The 16,205-nt window shown below is 61.5% G+C and carries 16 protein-coding genes; 8 read left to right on the top strand and 8 right to left on the bottom strand.

Going from position 1 to position 16,205, the window contains the following annotated elements:
- Positions 1 to 20 precede the first annotated feature (20 nt).
- A complete protein-coding gene (dnaK, locus tag EOE18_RS05220; RefSeq protein WP_127706943.1) occupies positions 21 to 1,925 on the bottom strand; it encodes a molecular chaperone DnaK in 1,905 nt (634 codons plus the stop codon).
- 239 nt (positions 1,926 to 2,164) lie between these two features.
- Here dnaK and EOE18_RS05215 point away from each other — a divergent pair, with 239 nt between their 5' ends.
- A complete protein-coding gene (locus EOE18_RS05215; RefSeq protein WP_127706941.1) occupies positions 2,165 to 2,686 on the top strand; it encodes a copper chaperone PCu(A)C in 522 nt (173 codons plus the stop codon).
- A 41-nt stretch (positions 2,687 to 2,727) separates the two neighbouring features.
- Here EOE18_RS05215 and grpE read toward each other — a convergent pair whose 3' ends face one another.
- The gene (gene grpE / locus EOE18_RS05210; protein ID WP_127706939.1) at positions 2,728 to 3,264 is read right to left on the bottom strand and encodes a nucleotide exchange factor GrpE; all 537 of its coding nucleotides are present in this window, start codon (positions 3,262 to 3,264) and stop codon (positions 2,728 to 2,730) included.
- A gap of 21 nt (positions 3,265 to 3,285) precedes the next feature.
- Positions 3,286 to 4,338 carry a heat-inducible transcriptional repressor HrcA gene (hrcA, locus tag EOE18_RS05205; RefSeq protein ID WP_127706937.1) on the bottom strand — a complete coding sequence of 351 codons (1,053 nt, stop codon included), beginning with the start codon at positions 4,336 to 4,338 and terminating at the stop codon, positions 3,286 to 3,288.
- Between the two features lie 82 nt (positions 4,339 to 4,420).
- Here hrcA and rph point away from each other — a divergent pair, with 82 nt between their 5' ends.
- Positions 4,421 to 5,134, top strand: a complete 714-nt coding sequence (gene rph / locus EOE18_RS05200) for a ribonuclease PH (protein WP_127706934.1) — start codon at positions 4,421 to 4,423, stop codon at positions 5,132 to 5,134.
- A 45-nt stretch (positions 5,135 to 5,179) separates the two neighbouring features.
- Complete coding sequence (gene rdgB, locus EOE18_RS05195; RefSeq protein ID WP_127706932.1) at positions 5,180 to 5,809, top strand: RdgB/HAM1 family non-canonical purine NTP pyrophosphatase; 630 nt, start codon at positions 5,180 to 5,182, stop codon at positions 5,807 to 5,809.
- Here rdgB and EOE18_RS05190 read toward each other — a convergent pair.
- The gene (locus tag EOE18_RS05190) at positions 5,806 to 6,366 is read right to left on the bottom strand and encodes a CAP domain-containing protein (RefSeq protein ID WP_127706930.1); all 561 of its coding nucleotides are present in this window, start codon (positions 6,364 to 6,366) and stop codon (positions 5,806 to 5,808) included. The two genes, rdgB and EOE18_RS05190, sit on opposite strands and share 4 nt — an antisense overlap.
- Positions 6,367 to 6,440: 74 nt before the next feature.
- Here EOE18_RS05190 and hemW point away from each other — a divergent pair, with 74 nt between their 5' ends.
- Both hemW and EOE18_RS05180 read left to right on the top strand, forming a co-directional pair.
- A complete protein-coding gene (gene hemW, locus EOE18_RS05185) occupies positions 6,441 to 7,589 on the top strand; it encodes a radical SAM family heme chaperone HemW (RefSeq protein ID WP_127706928.1) in 1,149 nt (382 codons plus the stop codon).
- Positions 7,586 to 8,503 (top strand): tyrosine recombinase XerC, encoded by a 918-nt coding sequence (locus EOE18_RS05180; RefSeq protein ID WP_127706926.1) that lies wholly within the window; start codon positions 7,586 to 7,588, stop codon positions 8,501 to 8,503. The genes hemW and EOE18_RS05180 overlap by 4 nt, the downstream gene beginning before the upstream one ends.
- On the opposite strand, the gene EOE18_RS05175 is transcribed toward EOE18_RS05180, so the two are convergent.
- From EOE18_RS05175 to rsmI, 4 genes are read right to left on the bottom strand one after another with little or no spacing between them, the layout of a single operon-like run.
- Positions 8,500 to 9,603: an acyltransferase family protein gene (locus tag EOE18_RS05175; RefSeq protein ID WP_127706924.1), complete on the bottom strand. Its 1,104-nt coding sequence runs from the start codon at positions 9,601 to 9,603 to the stop codon at positions 8,500 to 8,502. The two genes, EOE18_RS05180 and EOE18_RS05175, sit on opposite strands and share 4 nt — an antisense overlap.
- Positions 9,600 to 10,604, bottom strand: coding sequence for a glutathione synthase (gene gshB, locus EOE18_RS05170; protein ID WP_127706922.1), 1,005 nt, complete (start codon positions 10,602 to 10,604; stop codon positions 9,600 to 9,602). The genes EOE18_RS05175 and gshB overlap by 4 nt, the downstream gene beginning before the upstream one ends.
- Positions 10,605 to 10,629: 25 nt before the next feature.
- Positions 10,630 to 11,001, bottom strand: coding sequence for a YraN family protein (locus EOE18_RS05165; RefSeq protein ID WP_127706920.1), 372 nt, complete (start codon positions 10,999 to 11,001; stop codon positions 10,630 to 10,632).
- Positions 10,998 to 11,843 (bottom strand): 16S rRNA (cytidine(1402)-2'-O)-methyltransferase, encoded by an 846-nt coding sequence (rsmI, locus tag EOE18_RS05160; protein ID WP_127706918.1) that lies wholly within the window; start codon positions 11,841 to 11,843, stop codon positions 10,998 to 11,000. The genes EOE18_RS05165 and rsmI overlap by 4 nt, the downstream gene beginning before the upstream one ends.
- Between rsmI and EOE18_RS05155 the strand changes: the two genes are divergently transcribed.
- From EOE18_RS05155 to EOE18_RS05145, 3 genes are all read left to right on the top strand, one after another.
- Positions 11,842 to 13,050: a penicillin-binding protein activator gene (locus EOE18_RS05155; protein WP_246027269.1), complete on the top strand. Its 1,209-nt coding sequence runs from the start codon at positions 11,842 to 11,844 to the stop codon at positions 13,048 to 13,050. The two genes, rsmI and EOE18_RS05155, sit on opposite strands and share 2 nt — an antisense overlap.
- A gap of 74 nt (positions 13,051 to 13,124) precedes the next feature.
- A complete protein-coding gene (parE, locus tag EOE18_RS05150; RefSeq protein ID WP_127706917.1) occupies positions 13,125 to 15,122 on the top strand; it encodes a DNA topoisomerase IV subunit B in 1,998 nt (665 codons plus the stop codon).
- A complete protein-coding gene (locus EOE18_RS05145; RefSeq protein ID WP_127706915.1) occupies positions 15,119 to 16,204 on the top strand; it encodes an acyltransferase family protein in 1,086 nt (361 codons plus the stop codon). The genes parE and EOE18_RS05145 overlap by 4 nt, the downstream gene beginning before the upstream one ends.
- Position 16,205 lies beyond the last annotated feature (1 nt).

Genomic DNA, 16,205 nt, shown 5'->3' with positions numbered 1-16,205 from the left:
GGGCGTCTTTCATCGCAACATCAGGCCTTCTTGTCGTCCACTTCCGAGAATTCGGCGTCGACCACATCATCGGCAGCCGGAGCCGCATTCGGAGAAGCAGCGGCAGCCTGTTCCTTCTCGTAGATCGCCTGACCCAGTTTCATCGCCTTTTCGGTAAGAGCCTGCGTCTTGGCGCCCATTTCGGCCGGATCATTACCGGCAATGGCGGTCTTGGCCTCGGCAATCGCGGCCTCGATTTCAGCCTTCAGGCCAGCATCGATCTTGTCGCCATGCTCCACGATCTGCTGCTCGGTGGCGTGAACAAGGCTTTCGGCATTGTTCTTGGCCTCGGCAGCCTCACGGCGCTTCTTGTCTTCCTCGGCAAAACGCTCGGCGTCCTTGACCATCTGGTCAATGTCGCTGTCCGACAGGCCACCGCTGGCCTGAATGCGGATCTGCTGTTCCTTGCCGGTGCCCTTGTCCTTGGCCGACACGTTGACCAGACCGTTGGCGTCAATGTCAAAGGTCACTTCGATCTGCGGCACACCGCGACGCGCCGGCGGAATGCCGATCAGGTCAAACTGGCCGAGGATCTTGTTATCCGCCGCCATTTCACGCTCGCCTTGGAACACGCGGATGGTCACGGCCTGCTGGTTGTCGTCAGCGGTCGAGAACACTTGGCTCTTCTTGGTCGGGATCGTGGTGTTGCGGTCGATCATGCGGGTGAACACGCCGCCCAGCGTTTCGATACCCAGCGACAGCGGGGTCACGTCGAGCAGCAAAACGTCCTTCACATCGCCCTGCAGCACGCCCGCCTGAATGGCGGCACCCATGGCCACCACTTCGTCGGGGTTCACGCCAGTGTGGGGCTCCTTGCCAAAGAAGTCCTTCACCGCTTCGCGCACCTTGGGCATGCGGGTCATACCGCCCACCAGCACCACGTCATCAATCTGCGCAGCGGTCACGCCAGCGTCCGCCAGCGCCTTGCGGCAGGGTTCCATGGTGCGGGCGATCAGATCGGCCACCAGACGCTCCAGATCGGCGCGGGTGATGGTTTCCACCAAGTGCAGCGGGGTGGTGCTGCCACCTTCCATACGGGCGGTGATGAAAGGCAGGTTGACTTCGGTGGTCTGGGCGCTCGACAGTTCGATCTTGGCCTTTTCCGCCGCTTCCTTCAGGCGCTGCAGGGCCAGACGGTCGCCGCGCAGGTCCAGACCTTCCTTGGCCTTGAACTTGTCGGCCAGATATTCAACCAGCTTGGTGTCGAAATCTTCACCGCCAAGGAACGTGTCACCATTGGTCGACTTCACTTCGAACACGCCATCGCCGATTTCCAGGATCGACACGTCGAAGGTGCCGCCGCCAAGGTCATAGACGGCGATGGTCTTGCCATCGTTCTTTTCCAGACCATAGGCCAGAGCGGCTGCGGTCGGCTCGTTGATGATGCGCAGGACTTCCAGACCTGCGATCTGGCCGGCATCCTTGGTGGCCTGACGCTGGGCGTCGTTGAAATAGGCCGGAACGGTGATCACCGCCTGCGTCACGGTTTCGCCCAGATAGGACTCAGCCGTTTCCTTCATCTTCTGCAGCGTGAAAGCGGAGACCTGCGAAGGCGAGTAGTCCGTACCGCCTGCGGTCACCCATGCGTCCCCGTTCTTGCCCTTGGCAATCGAATAGGGAACCAGTTCCATGTCCTTCTGGGTCATGGGATCATCAAAGCGGCGGCCGATGAGGCGCTTTACCGCGAAAATCGTGTTGTCCGGATTGGTCACGGCCTGACGCTTTGCGGGCTGACCAATCAGACGTTCGCCATCCTTGGTGAAGGCCACGATCGAGGGCGTGGTGCGCGCGCCTTCCGAATTTTCGATAACCTTGGGCTTGCCGCCGTCCATAACGGCCACACAGCTGTTGGTGGTGCCGAGGTCAATACCGATTACTTTTGCCATGTTTCAATCCCTTACGTCTCGTGTGACACCGCCAGTGTGTCTCCCGGCATCCCGGCAAGGCAGCTTTCGCGGCTCGCTGACAGACCGGCATATAGGTGGGCTTTCCCCCCCGACAAGACCTGTGACCCATGCAATTTTGCGCAAAATGTCACATTGGGGCCGCGAAGGGCTTTATACGCCGCCTGCTTGGCAGACGGGCAAAAGGCCGGTAACCAGCGGCAAAGAGGAGAAAAGGCCCGATGAAGCCCGTCACTTTCGCCCCTGCCCTGTTGGCGCTTTCTTTGTTGGCCGTGGCCGCGCTAAGCGCTTGCCACAAGCATGAGGAACCTGCCTCGCCTGCCGCACCGACCGAGGCCAGCACCGGCGAACAAGCCAGCGCCACCCCATCGGGAAGCCTTGTCCTGCCTGCGGTAGCGGGCAATCCTGCGGCGGCCTATCCGCTGTGGCGCAATACAGAAAAAGCGCCCGTGACTATTACCTCCGTGGAAATCCGCGGTGCCGGTGCGGCGGAAATGCACGAAACCAAGGGGCAGGAAATGGTGCCGGTGGACAAGATCACCGTCGCGCCCCATGGCACTCTGCCCTTTGCGCGGGGCGGCAATCACGTGATGGTGTTCGACATGCCCGCCAGCGCCAAGGCGGGGGACAAGCTGCCCTATACGCTGGTGTTAAGTGATGGGCGCAAGCTGGAAGGCACGCTGAGCGCCGAGGCGCCCGGTGGCATGGCCAGCGGCATGTCGGGAATGGACCACCAGCATTAAGCGCATAAAAAAAGGGGGCTGTTCAGGCCCCCTTTTGTCGATCAATCCGGCTTCTTGGCCACCGTCACCATCGCGGGGCGCAGCAGGCGATCCTTGATCGTATAGCCATGCTGGAGCACCTGAATGACCGTGCCCGGTTCGGCGTCATGGGGCACTTCCATCATCGCCTGATGCTGGTTGGGGTCCAAAGGCATGCCCTGCGCCGCCACCTTGGTGATGCCATGCAGGCCAAACACCTTTTCCAGCTCGCGGCCCGTGGCCTCGATACCGGCGACCAGCGATTTCAGCTTGTCATCCTCGCGCAATTCGGCGGGGATCGCGTCCAGCGCGCGGGCCAGATTGTCGGCCACGCTCAACATATCGCGGGCAAAGGAGGTGCTGGCATAGGCGCGGGCGTCGGCAATGTCCTTTTCCAGACGGCGGCGCACATTCTGGGTGTCAGCCTTGGCATAAAGCACTTCATTCTTCGCCGCTTCCAGATCGCTTTCCAGCTGCGCAATGCGCTCGGCCTGCGTATCAACGCTTTCGCTGGTGGCTTCGGCGGTCGATTGAGGGTCCTGCGTGGTTTCTTCAGTCATAATCTGTAACAGCTTCCAAAATTATCCGATAACCTTGCCCAGAGACTGGGCCGTGAAATCCACCATGGGGACGAGACGCGCATAATTCAACCTTGTCGGCCCAATTACCCCCACAACGCCGATCACTCTCCCCTCGCGGTCACGATAGGGTGAAGCAATCACCGAGGAGCCGGAAAGCGCGAAAAGCCGGTTCTCGCTGCCGATGAAAATGCGCGTGGCATCGGCCTCACGGGCGATATCCAGCAAGTCGGCGACCGATTGTTTATTTTCCAGATCGTCGAGCAGGCTCCGCACGCGGTCGAGGTCGGACAAAGCCGCCTCGTCCAGCAAATTGGCCTGTCCGCGCACGATCAGCACCGGACGGCGTTCGGCATCCTCACTCCATACCGCCAACCCGCGCTGCACCAGATCGGCGCTGGCCGCATCCAGTGCCGAGCGCCCCGAGGCCAGATCCGCCTGCATCGCGCGGGCTGCCTCGGCCAAAGTCCGTCCGGCCAGATGGGCGGTGATATAGTTCGAGGCTTCCTCCAAAGCCCCCGCAGGCAGGCCGAGCGGGAATTGCAACAAGCGGTTTTCCACCCCACCATCCTGCCCCACCAGCACCGCCAGCGCCCTGCCCGGCCCCAAGGGCACAAGGCTCAGTTGCGACAGGATCGGCTCGCGCCTTGGCACCATCACCACGCCCGCACAGGCGCTCAGGTCCGACAGCGCCGCGCTGGTGGCGGCCAAGGCGGCCTCAACCGGCCCCGGCGCGGAGAGTGAGCGTTCAATCGCCGCGCGTTCCTCCGCTGTGGGTTCGGCCACCTGCATCATGCCATCGACAAACAGGCGCAGGCCGATTTCGGTGGGCATCCGCCCCGCGCTGGTATGCGGGTGGCTGAGCAGGCCCAGACTTTCCAGATCAGACAACACGCTGCGGATCGAGGCGGGCGACAGGTTCAGCCCCCCGCTCGCCCCCAGCATGGCCAAGGCTTTTGACCCCACCGGTTGCCCTGAATGCAGATAGCCTTCCACCACCATGCGGAAGATTTCCCGCGCACGGGCGGTCAATTCGGTGATCGGCAGGCTTTGCATAGACAACTTATTTAACGATCACCCTTGAACCAGCAAGCCCATGCGGCCAAGGAAGGCGCAAATTTGCCACGGAGTTTACCCCATGCGTCCTTCCGGCCGTACGCCTGATGAAATGCGCCCCATCGAAATCATCACCAATTTCACCAAACATGCCGAAGGCAGCGTGCTGGTTTGCTTTGGTGACACCAAGGTGCTGGTCACCGCCAGCGTCGAAGAACGCATCCCCCCCTTCCTGCGCGGCAAGGGCGAAGGCTGGGTAACGGCGGAATATTCGATGTTGCCCCGCGCCACGCATACCCGTGGCAGCCGTGAAGCGGCCAAGGGCAAGCAGTCGGGCCGCACGCAGGAAATCCAGCGCCTTATCGGGCGGAGCTTGCGCGCTGTCACCGATATGAAGAAGCTGGGCGAGCGCCAGATCACGCTGGACTGCGATGTGTTGCAGGCCGATGGCGGCACCCGCACGGCGGCCATTTCGGGCGCATGGGTGGCCCTGCGTTTGGCGATCAACGGCCTGATGGCCAAGGGCCTTGTGACCGAGGATCCGTTGACCCGCAAGGTAGCTGCCGTTTCCTGCGGGATCGCCAATGGCGTTCCGGTGCTTGACCTTGACTATATCGAGGATAGCAGCGCCGATGCCGATGCCAATTTCGTGCTGATCGAAGGTGGGCATATTGCCGAAGTGCAGGCCACTGCCGAAGGCGCGACTTACGATGAAGAAGGCCTGCTGCGCCTTTTGCGTCTGGCCCGCATCGGTTGCGACCGTATTTTTGCGGCGCAAGCTAAAGCTGTTGGCTGATCTTCCGTTCTCTTGCCTGAAAAGCCGCGCGCAAAGGGATAGGCTATGACACGACTGACCGGCAAAATCGTGATTGCCACGCATAATCTGGGCAAGCTGCATGAAATGCAGAAATTGCTCGAACCCTACGGGTTGGAATGCGTGTCGGCCGGTGAACTGCGGTTGGAGGAACCGGCGGAAACCGGCACGACCTTCATCGAAAACGCGCTGATCAAGGCGCGTTTTGCCGCCGTGGCCAGTGGCCTGCCCGCGCTGGCGGATGATTCGGGCCTTTGTGTGGAGGCGCTGGGCGGAAGGCCCGGCGTCTACACCGCCGACTGGGCCGAAAGGCATTGGTATGAAGGCAGCGAGGGCCGCGACTGGTATATGGCGATGGGCAAGGTCGAAGGCCTGCTTTGCGCCCATGGGCCGGATGTTGGGCGCGCGGCACATTTCGCCTGCGTGCTGGCGCTGGCCTGGCCCGATGGCGTGGATGCGGTTTACGAAGGCCGCGTGGATGGCAAAATGACCTGGCCTCCGCGCGGGCGCATGGGCTTTGGCTTTGATCCGGTGTTCGTGCCCCGCGGTGACACGCGCACCTTTGCCGAACTGGCACCGGACGAAAAGCATGCGATCAGCCATCGTGCGGACGCGTTCCGCAAGCTGGTGGCCGATCAGTTCAATACACAGGCCTAATAGACCTGTTCGCCCGAGACATTGCCCGCGGGCCAGTAGCGACAGACGAGATAGTCATAACCGCCTCCTCGCGTGATGGCGCATCCCACCTTGCGGGTGCCGCGCCAGATGATCTGGGTGTAATGGCCCACCGCATGCCATTGGCCGGTGCGCGAAACATTGGGAAAAGTGCCAGGCGTGAAATCTTTGCGCTCGGCCAGAAATTCATTGACCATGCCGGCGGGGGTGAAAGCGCCCGCCGTGCCCATGAACAGGTTTTCGCCTGTATTGCCGCGTAGCCATGGCGGCGAATGTTCAAACATACCTTCTGTGGCCAAGATCTTGGCCCAATCCCTTGCTGCCTTGGCAAGGCCTTCGTCCCAGACCAGCGGTTCTTCGCCAAATCGGGCGCGCTCCTGATTTTGAAGCGCTAGCAGGCTGGTCGTGGCGTCGGGAGGGGCTGGCGGCTTGGCGATGGAACAGATATTGGAGGGAGCCGAAAGCCAAGGCAATTCGGCGTTTGCATCGCTTTCCAGCGGTGCGGCTTGGGCAATGGAACTGACGATCAACACCGCCATTCCAAGAAGGGCTTTCGTTAGTCTCATTCCGTATTTTTACTTAAGTTTTCGTTTGAAAGGCCAGCAAAAATCTCATGGCGAGAGCACTTTACATCCATTGGCCCTTTTGCCTGAAGAAATGCCCCTATTGCGATTTCAACAGCCATGTCCGCGCGCAAGTTGATTATGGCACATGGCAAAATGCTTTACTCACCGAGATGGAACGCGAGTTCGAACTTGCCGGTGGCGAGCGTTTGGAAAGTGTGTTTTTCGGGGGTGGAACGCCCAGTTTAATGCCCGCTTCGCTGGTGCAGGCTTTGCTGGACAAGGCACGGGATTTGTGGGGTTTTTCAGACACAGTCGAAATAACTTTGGAGGCAAACCCCTCAACTTTGGAATCGGTCAATTTTCCCGCTTTGTCCTCCGCCGGAATCAACCGCGTTTCGCTGGGATTGCAGGCTTTGGATGACGCAGAACTGCGGTTTCTGGGGCGTTTGCATGGGGTGTCCGAGTCGCTTAAAGCTTTGGAACTGGCGCTAAAACACTTCTCTCGCGTCAGCTTCGACCTGATCTATGCCCGCCCGAATCAGACCGCCGAACAATGGGAGGCCGAACTCACCCGCGCCCTGTCTTTCGGCACAGATCACCTTTCCTTGTACCAACTCACCATCGAGGAAGGCACCCGCTTTGCCACGCTGGTGCGTGAAGGGGCCTTTGCCCCGTTGGAGGACGACCCCGCCGCCGACCTGTTCCAGATTACGCGCAGCCTGACGGCTGCCGCTGGTATGCCTGCCTATGAAGTGTCCAACCATGCCCGCGCAGGGCAGGAAAGCCGCCATAACCTGACCTATTGGCGCTATCAGGACTATGTCGGCATCGGGCCGGGCGCGCATGGGCGGCGTGGCGGCGTGGCCACCAAAAGGCACAAGAAGCCGGAGAATTATCTGGCTGCCGTGGCCAACACGGGCACCGGATTGCAGGAGGAACGTCCGCTCACCTTGCGCGAACAGGCGAGCGAAGCGATGCTGATGGGCTTGCGTCTGGCCGAGGGGCTGGATGCCGCGCAACTGGCGGGGCGTTTTGGCCTGACGGCGGCAGAGGTGGCCGATGAGGCGAAACTGGAACTCTACACAAGCCAAGGGCTGATGTGGCAACAGGGGAACAAGATTGGTGTGACCGAGGCGGGCATGCTGGTGCTCAACGCCTTGATTGCCGAAGTCGTGCCCGCAGAGCTGGTCGAATGAACGAAGCCGCCGCCGATCTGGCCGCGCGGGCTGATTTGCTGGCCGCTTGGCACGACTATCTGGCGCATAGCCGCCGCCGCAGCCCGCACACGGTCACCGCCTATGTCGCCACGGCGGCGCGGTTGATCGATGCGCTGGGCGCGCGGGATTGGGCTACACTGGCAAGGCTCGATCCGGCGGGCCTGCGCCATCATCTGGCGCAAAGGCGGGCGCAGGGGCTCAGCCAGACCTCCACCGCGCGCGAATTGGCAGCCTTGCGCGGCTTTCTGGTCTTTGCGCAGGAAAGGGCAGGCAAGGCCCATCCGGTGGCCCCTCGCCTGCGTGGGCCTCGTGTCAAACGTGGATTGCCGCGCCCTGTAACGCCTGACGAGGCCATCAATCTGGCCGAGGATGTGGCGGAAAATGCCGCGCAGGACTGGATCGGCGCGCGGGACAAGGCGGTGCTGCTGCTGCTCTATGGCGCGGGCCTGCGCATTGCCGAGGCCCTGTCCCTGAACGGCGCGGATTGGCCCTTGGGCGAAAGGCTGGTTTTGACCGGCAAGGGCAACAAGCAGCGCATGGTGCCGATCCTACCCGTGGTGCGCGATGCGGTGGCGGATTATGTCGCGCAATGCCCATGGCCGCTTGATCGCAAGGAGGCGCTGTTTCGCGGTGCCAAGGGGGGCGCTTTGCGCGCAGGTATCGTGCAAAAGGCGGTGGCCAAGGCGCGCATCGGATTGGGCCTGCCCGATAGCGCCACGCCCCATGCGCTGCGCCATTCCTTTGCCACCCATCTGCTGGGCGCGGGGGCAGATTTGCGTAGCCTGCAGGAATTGCTGGGGCACGCTAGCCTGTCCTCGACGCAAATCTATACCAAGGTGGATGCGGCAGTCTTGCTGGACGTCTACCGCCACGCCCACCCGCGCGGGGACTAGATCCTCGCTTCGATCCAGCGGCGAAGGGATCGGGCCACGGGCACTTCAACGCCTTTATACACGACCACCGACACGCCCATCGACACCAACACCACCAAAGTCGACCAGACCAGCCAAGGCAAAGCGGCATCGCCCAGCCATTCCTGCACCCACAGCCCGCCATGCAGGATGGGCAGATGCACCAGATAGAGCGCAAAAGACGCATCGCCCAGCAGCACCAGCTTGGGACATCCTCCCAGCCAGCGCGAAACAGCCCCATCCCCCTGCCCGAATATGCCGATAACCAGCGCCATGATCGGCAGATAGGCCAATTGCATCCGCAAGGCATCAGGCACGCCCAGCACAGGATAGGCCACCATCGCGGTCAGCAATAGTGCCGCCACGCCCAATTCCCGTCGCGTGCCTCCACGCCATGTTGCATGATAGACCAACATGCCCACCACAAAATCCAGCAGCCGCGCCACGGGGGTAATATAGGTCAGCCAGTGGGTCAGCGTGTTGCGCTCGCCATCCAGCACCGCGCCTTGGCCGGTAGACAGACGCCAGAGCACCACGCCAAGATTCAGCGCCAGCAGCCCCGCCGCCAGCCCTTTAAGCCGCCGCAAGGGCCAACAGGCCAACGCGGCAAAACAGGCATAGAAAAAGGCCTCGTCCGACAGGCTCCAGCTTGGCTCGTTGATGGTGAAATACCAATCCGAACTGGGCACCCATGCCTGCAAAAGGCTTAGGTTTACCAGAACCTTGAGCCAGATAGATAAACCATCCTGCCAAAGCGCCAGACCTGCCAGCGGCAGCGCCACCAGCCAGTGCAAAGGCGCAATCCGCGCCACCCGCAAGACCAGATAGCGCCGCACCGGCACCGCCCCGCTCGCCAACCTGTCCGTATAGCTATGCGCCAGAATATAGCCCGACAGCATGAAGAAGAAGGACACGCCCGCATAGCCTTCATGCAGCAGCGTGCGCGCCAATCCCTGCAAAGGTCCGGGATATTCGGCCAAGGGCCATAGATGCGACCCCACCACCGCCAGCGCCGCAAAGAAGCGCAGGGCGGTGAGTTGGTCCAGCCTTTGCGGAGATGCCATCAGGCTGCGGTCACTCAAGCCGTAACCATAGCCTGATGCCGCGCCTCGATCGCCGCCCAGATCATCGCGCCGGTGTCTGTGCCGTTGAAACGGTCAATCGCCACAATGCCGGTTGGGCTGGTCACGTTGATCTCGGTCAGCCAATGGCCGCCGATCACGTCAATGCCCACAAACACCAACCCACGCGCCTTCAGCTCCGGCCCCAACACGCGGCAGATTTCCGCCTCGCGCTCGGTAAGGCCGGTGGCCTCCGCGCTGCCGCCCACGGCCAGATTGCTACGGAACTCACCCTCGCCCGGACGGCGGTTGATGGCGCCGGCCACTTCCCCATCCACCAGCACGATGCGCTTGTCGCCCTTGGCCACATCGGGCAGGAAAGGCTGCACCATATAGGGCTCCTTCCACATCTGGCCGAACACTTCGACCAAGGCTCCCAGATTATCGCCGCTGGCGGGCACGCGGAACACCGCCTTGCCACCATTGCCATGCAGAGGCTTGATCACCAGATCGCCGCCAAAGCCTTCGGCCACCATGCGCTTTTGGAACGCGCGCACATCCTCAATTCGGCGCGCCACCAGCGTGGGGGGCATGAACTGCGGGTAATCCAGCACGAAGACTTTTTCCGGCGCATTGCGCACCTGCTCGGGGTCATTGACCACCAAGGTCTTGCCCTTCAGCTTTTCCAGCAGATGCGCGCCGGTGATATAGCCCAGATCAAACGGCGGATCCTGACGCATCAGAACCACATCCAAGTCCGTCACCAGATCCAGATTGGCAAATTCGCCTAAAGTGAAATGCGATTCCCCCGCCGCCTGCGGGCGCTGCACCGTCACCGGCGCGGCCCATGCGGTCAGACGGCCGCCATCCGTGCTGCTTTGCCAAGCCAGAGAGCCGACATCATAATACCACAGGGCATGGCCACGCGCCTGCGCGCTCAACATCAGGGCAAAGGTCGAATCACCGGCAACATTGATGGTGGCCAGCGGGTCCATCTGAACCGCAACGCGAAGAGAGGACATGGGGCAAAACTCCGTCAGGCTGCCCTCACATGGGCATCCAAGCGTTGGCGATGTGGCGCACAGGAGCGTCCGGCGCAAGCAAGAGAATATCTACCCGTATGTCATCTCCAGCTTTCACATAGGCTGGAGCCAGCAATTCCGCCGCTTTTGCCACGCGAGTCAGGCGGCGCTGGTCTATCGCAAAGTCCAGATCGGCGGCGCGGGCGCGCCATTTGACCTCGACAAATACGGTAACGCCGGTGTGGCGGGCGACAATATCCACCTCGCCGCGCGGAGTTTTCACCCGCTGGGCCAAAATTTCATAGCCTTGTTCCTGCAACCACGCACAGGCCAAAGCCTCCCCCCGCCGCCCGCGCGCCTCGGCGGCCATGCGGTTGGCTGGGGAGCGCCAGTTCATTTCAGGCTGAGCGCCAGCGCATATAGCGCCTTGCGGTCCAGCCCCGTCGCCTTGGCCACTGTGGCGGCGGCCTGACTGGCCTTGCTATGCACCAGTTCGGCGCGCAACATGCTCTCGGCATCCTCCATGGTGGATATCTTGGCGGGCGCGGGGCCGATCATCAGCACGATCTCGCCGCGCGGTGGGTTGGCGCTGTAATGCTCGATCAATTCCTGCGGGCTGCCGCTGCGGCATTCCTCGAACATCTTGGTCAATTCACGCCCCACCGCCACCTCGCGGCCCGGCAAGACCTCGTCAATGCTCTGCAAGGCATCCACCAGACGCGGCGAGGTTTCGTAAAACACCAAGGTGGCAGGCACATCCGCCAGTTCGGCCAGCACATCACCCCGCGCCTTGGCCTTGCTGGGCAGGAAACCGGCGAACATGAACCGGTCAGAAGGCAGGCCCGACAGGGTGATCCCGACAATCGCCGCGCTGGGGCCGGGGATGGAGGTGACCGCAATCCCCCGCTCGCGACATTCGCGCACCAGACGATAGCCCGGATCGGACACCAAGGGCGTGCCAGCATCGGACACCAGAGCCACCGGACCTTCGGCCATCAAGGCCAGCAAACCAACGCGCGCGCGTTCATCGGCATGGTCATCATAACGGATAAGTCTTTGTTTAATGCCCAAATGCTGCAATAATTTGCCAGTTACGCGCGTATCTTCACAAGCAATGGCAGAAACGCCTCGCAAAATCTCGATTGCGCGCAAAGTGATATCGCCAAGATTGCCAATCGGTGTGGCAACGATGTAAAGGCCGGATGAAAGTGTGGATGATGATGGATGCAAAGATGACATGGCCAATGGCGATGCATCATGGGACGGGATCGCACAAGCAATGATCGAGGCCAAATCGCCAATGCGTAGCGCAAGGCTGCGTTTTTCTCTCGCACTGGCCGCCAGCGCGCTGTTGGCCGCCTGCGCGGTGGTGCCCGATCAGGGCCGCAACCAACCCTCCAACCAGCCCGCCCCGCCGCCGCCCAGCCTGCCGACCGATGTCGGCCGCAACCGCGTGGCTTTGTTGGTGCCGATGACGGGGATCAATGCCGCAGCGGGGCAGGCTTTAGCCAATGCCACGACCATGGCCTTGCTGGACACCAACGCCACCAGCCTTCGCATCACAACCTATGACACGGGCAATGGCGCGGCGGCGGCGGCGAGTCGCGCTTTGGCCGATGGCAATCGCCTGATCCTTGGCCCTGTTCAGGCCGACGAGGCTCAGCAAGTAGGCGCGATGGCGCATAATGCCCGCGTTCCGGTGATCAGTTTCAGCAATGACGCAGGCGTTGCGGGCAATAATGTATTTGTGATGGGCACAGTGCCGACGCAATCGGTCGCCCGCGTGGTGCGCTTTGCCAAAGCGCGCGGGATTACCCGTTTTGCTGCTCTGGTGCCGGTGGGCAGCTATGGCGCGCGGGTTTCCAATGCCTTGATCATGGCCACCAAGGCTTCGGGCGCGATGCTGGTCGGCATGGAAAGCTATGACCAGTCGCGCAATGGGCTGAGCAATGCGGTGCGCCGTTTGAAGGCGCGCGGGTCTTATCAGGCGGTGCTGGTGGGCGATACGGCGCGGGTGGCGGCTTTGGCTGCGCCTTTGCTAAAGGCCAATGCGCCTGCCGTTCGGATTCTGGGCACAGAATTGTGGGGGACCGATGCCGCCTCAACCCAAACACCGGCGCTTTATGGCGCGTGGTATGCGGCCCTGTCCGACCAACGCTATCCCCGCTTTGCCGAAAGCTATCGGCAGCGTTTTGGTGATACGCCCTATCGCCTGTCCACTTTGGGTTATGACAGCGTCTTGCTGGCCCTGCGCATTGCGCGGGAATGGCAACCGGGAACATTGTTCCCCACCCAGCGCCTGTATGATCGCGGCGGTTTCCTTGGGCTGGACGGCATTTTCCGTTTCAACGACACCGATGTGATCGAGCGCTCTTTGGAAGTGCGCGAAGCGCGTTGGGGCACGGCCAGCGTGGTCAGCCCCGCCCCTACCCGCTTCGAGGACTGATTTTCCCCCGCTAACCGCCCGCTTTGACCGGTGGGCGGCTTGCGCCACGCGCAAAAGGCGGCATAACTCCGCCCATGTCCGATGATCTCTTTGAAACTCCACGCGGCCCCACGGGCGAGGCTTATGACGGCTCGGCCATCGAGGTTCTCGAAGGTCTGGAACCTGTGCGCCGCCGCCCCGGCATGTATATCGGCGGCACGGATGAACGCGCCTTGCACCATCTGGTGGCCGAAGTGCTGGACAATGCGATGGACGAGGCGGTGGCGGGCCATGCTAACCGCATTGAGGTTTCGCTGGAGGATGTCGCCGGAACTGCCGGTAAAATAACCATTGTTGACAATGGCCGTGGTATTCCCGTCGACGAACATCCCAAATTCCCCGGCAAAAGCGCGCTGGAGGTCATCCTCTCCACCCTGCACTCTGGCGGCAAATTTTCGGGCAAGGCCTATGCCACCAGCGGCGGTCTGCATGGCGTGGGGATCAGCGTGGTCAACGCGCTATCCACGCTGACGCGCGTGGAAGTGGCACGGAACAAGGAACTATTCGCGCAGGAATTCTCGCGCGGGGTGACTTTGGGGCCGATCCAGAAGATTGGCGCGGCGCCCAACCGGCGCGGCACTTCGGTCAGCTTCACGCCCGATCCGGAAATTTTCGGCGCGGATGCCCGTTTCAAGGCCTCTCGCCTGTTCAAGCTGGTGCGGTCCAAGGCCTATCTGTTTGCAGGCGTGGAAATTCGCTGGAAATGCTCGCCAAGTCTGGCCAGCGAGGATGTGCCTGCCGAGGCGGTGTTCCAGTTCCCCGGTGGCTTGGCCGACCATCTGGCCGAACAAATCGGCAAGCGCGAATGCGTGACCACGCAGGCCTTCTCCGGCACGCAGGATTTCCCCGGCGAGTTGAATGGCCGCGTGGAATGGGCGATCGCATGGCCCTTGTGGTCCGAAGGCTCCTATTCCTATTATTGCAACACCATTCCCACGCCCGATGGCGGCACGCATGAACAGGGCCTTCGCGCGGCGCTGACCAAGGGCATCCGCGCTTTTGGCGAATTGGTGGGCAATAAAAAGGCCAAGGAAATTGCGCCCGAAGACGTGGTGGTGGGCTGTGAAGCCATGCTGTCCGTCTTCATCCGCGATCCGCAATTCCAGAGCCAGACCAAGGACCGCCTGACCAGCCCCGAGGCGGCGCGTCTGGTGGAAAATGCGGTGCGCGACCATTTCGACCATTTCCTGACCGACAATATGGACCGCGGCAAAGCGTTGCTGGCCTATGTGATGGAGCGGATGGACGAACGGCTTCGTCGCAAGGCGGAGCGCGAGGTCAAGCGCAAGACCGCCACCAACGCCCGCAAGCTGCGCCTGCCCGGCAAGCTGACCGATTGCAGTGGCGAAGGCAGCGGCGAGACCGAATTGTTCATTGTGGAAGGCGATTCGGCCGGCGGCAGCGCCAAGCAGGCCCGAGACCGCAAGACGCAGGCGATCCTTCCCATTCGCGGTAAAATCCTGAACGTGGCCAGCGCCACCAATGACAAGATCCGCGCCAATAGCGAAATTGCCGATCTGTTGCTGGCCATGGGTTGCGGCAGCCGCAAGGATTGCAACCCCGATCTGCTGCGATATGACCGCATTATCATCATGACCGACGCCGATGTCGACGGGGCGCATATTGCCACGCTGCTGATGACCTTCTTCTTTCAGGAAATGCCGGAAGTGGTGCGGCGCGGGCATATCTATCTGGCCCAACCCCCGCTCTATCGCCTGACCGCAGGCAAGGAGAGCGCCTATGCCCGTGATGACGCCCATCGTATCGAGCTGGAAAAAACCAAGTTCAAGGGCAAGAAGGTGGAAGTGGGGCGATTTAAAGGTCTGGGCGAGATGAACCCCCAGCAATTGCGCGAAACCACAATGGACCCTGCCAAGCGCAGCCTTTTGCGCATCACGCTACCGCAGGAATATGAAGGACGGGCGCAGGTGAAGGATCTGGTCGACCGGTTGATGGGGCGCAATCCTGAACACCGTTTCCAGTTCATCCAGAACCGCGCGGCCGAAATTGATCCGGATATGATTGACGCATGAGCCAGACTTCACGCCATTTCGAGGTTTTGGACGGGCTGCGCGGTGTTGCTGCGCTGTTAGTTCTGGTGTTCCACATCAGCGAAATCCTCAGCCACGGTCAGCCTCAGAACAATTGGCTGCCCCATGGCGCGCTGGCGGTTGATTTCTTCTTTGGCCTGTCCGGTTTTGTGATCGCCCATGCCTATGACAAGCGCATGGCCGAGGGCATGAGTTTTGGCCAATTCATGCTGAGGCGCGTGATCCGTTTGCACCCCATGCTGTTGCTGGCGGTGACGGTTGGGGCGCTGGCATGGGTGTTTGATCCCTTTGCGCTGACGCCGCATGTGGCCAATGGTGCCTTTTGGCTGGCGGTGGTGTCGGCCTATGTCGGCCTGCCCTATGCCACGGTAGCCGATCGCGGAGATGATACGCATTCGCTGGACGGACCGACATGGACGCTGTTTCAGGAATATATCGGCTCCATCGCCTATGGCCTTGTTTTGCATCGTTTAAGCCGAAGGACTCTGGCCTGGCTGCTGCTGCCTACCGGGGCAGTGTTGTTGGCGGGGGGCTGGGTCTATGGCTCGCTGTCCATCGGTTGGGGGTGGAGCAATTGGTGGATGGCCGAAGCGCGTCTCGCCTTCCCCTTCCTCTATGGCATCTTGCTGCGCCGTAGCTTGGGCAAATTGACGCCTCTGCGGATGAGCTTCGTCGGCCTTTCGGTGGTGATGACGGTGGCGTTTCTGGCGGGTATGCCCGGTGGCAAGGTGGGCGTCGGTAATGGCATTCTGGAATTTGCCTATGTCGCGCTGCTGTTCCCGCTGATCATCCTGATGGGCGCGCATTCACGCATGGGGCCCACCACGCGCAAGATTGCCAAGGGTTTGGGGCGCTTGTCTTATCCGCTATATATCGTGCATTATCCTTTCATCTATTGGTATTGGGACATCAGCTTCACAAAGGATGTGAAGCCTGAGGCGCTGATGGAACTGGCCCCATGGCTGTTCATTGGCCTGACCTGTCTGGGCATCGTGGCGATGCGGATCTGGGACGAACCTTTGCGCGCATGGGCAAGCCGTCGCTGGCTGAAAACGGAAGGATAGA

Source organism: Novosphingobium umbonatum (assembly GCF_004005905.1).
GTDB classification, from domain to species: domain Bacteria; phylum Pseudomonadota; class Alphaproteobacteria; order Sphingomonadales; family Sphingomonadaceae; genus Novosphingobium; species Novosphingobium umbonatum.
Note: the sequence above shows the minus strand (reverse complement) of the source record. Positions and strands in the feature narration are given on the sequence as shown.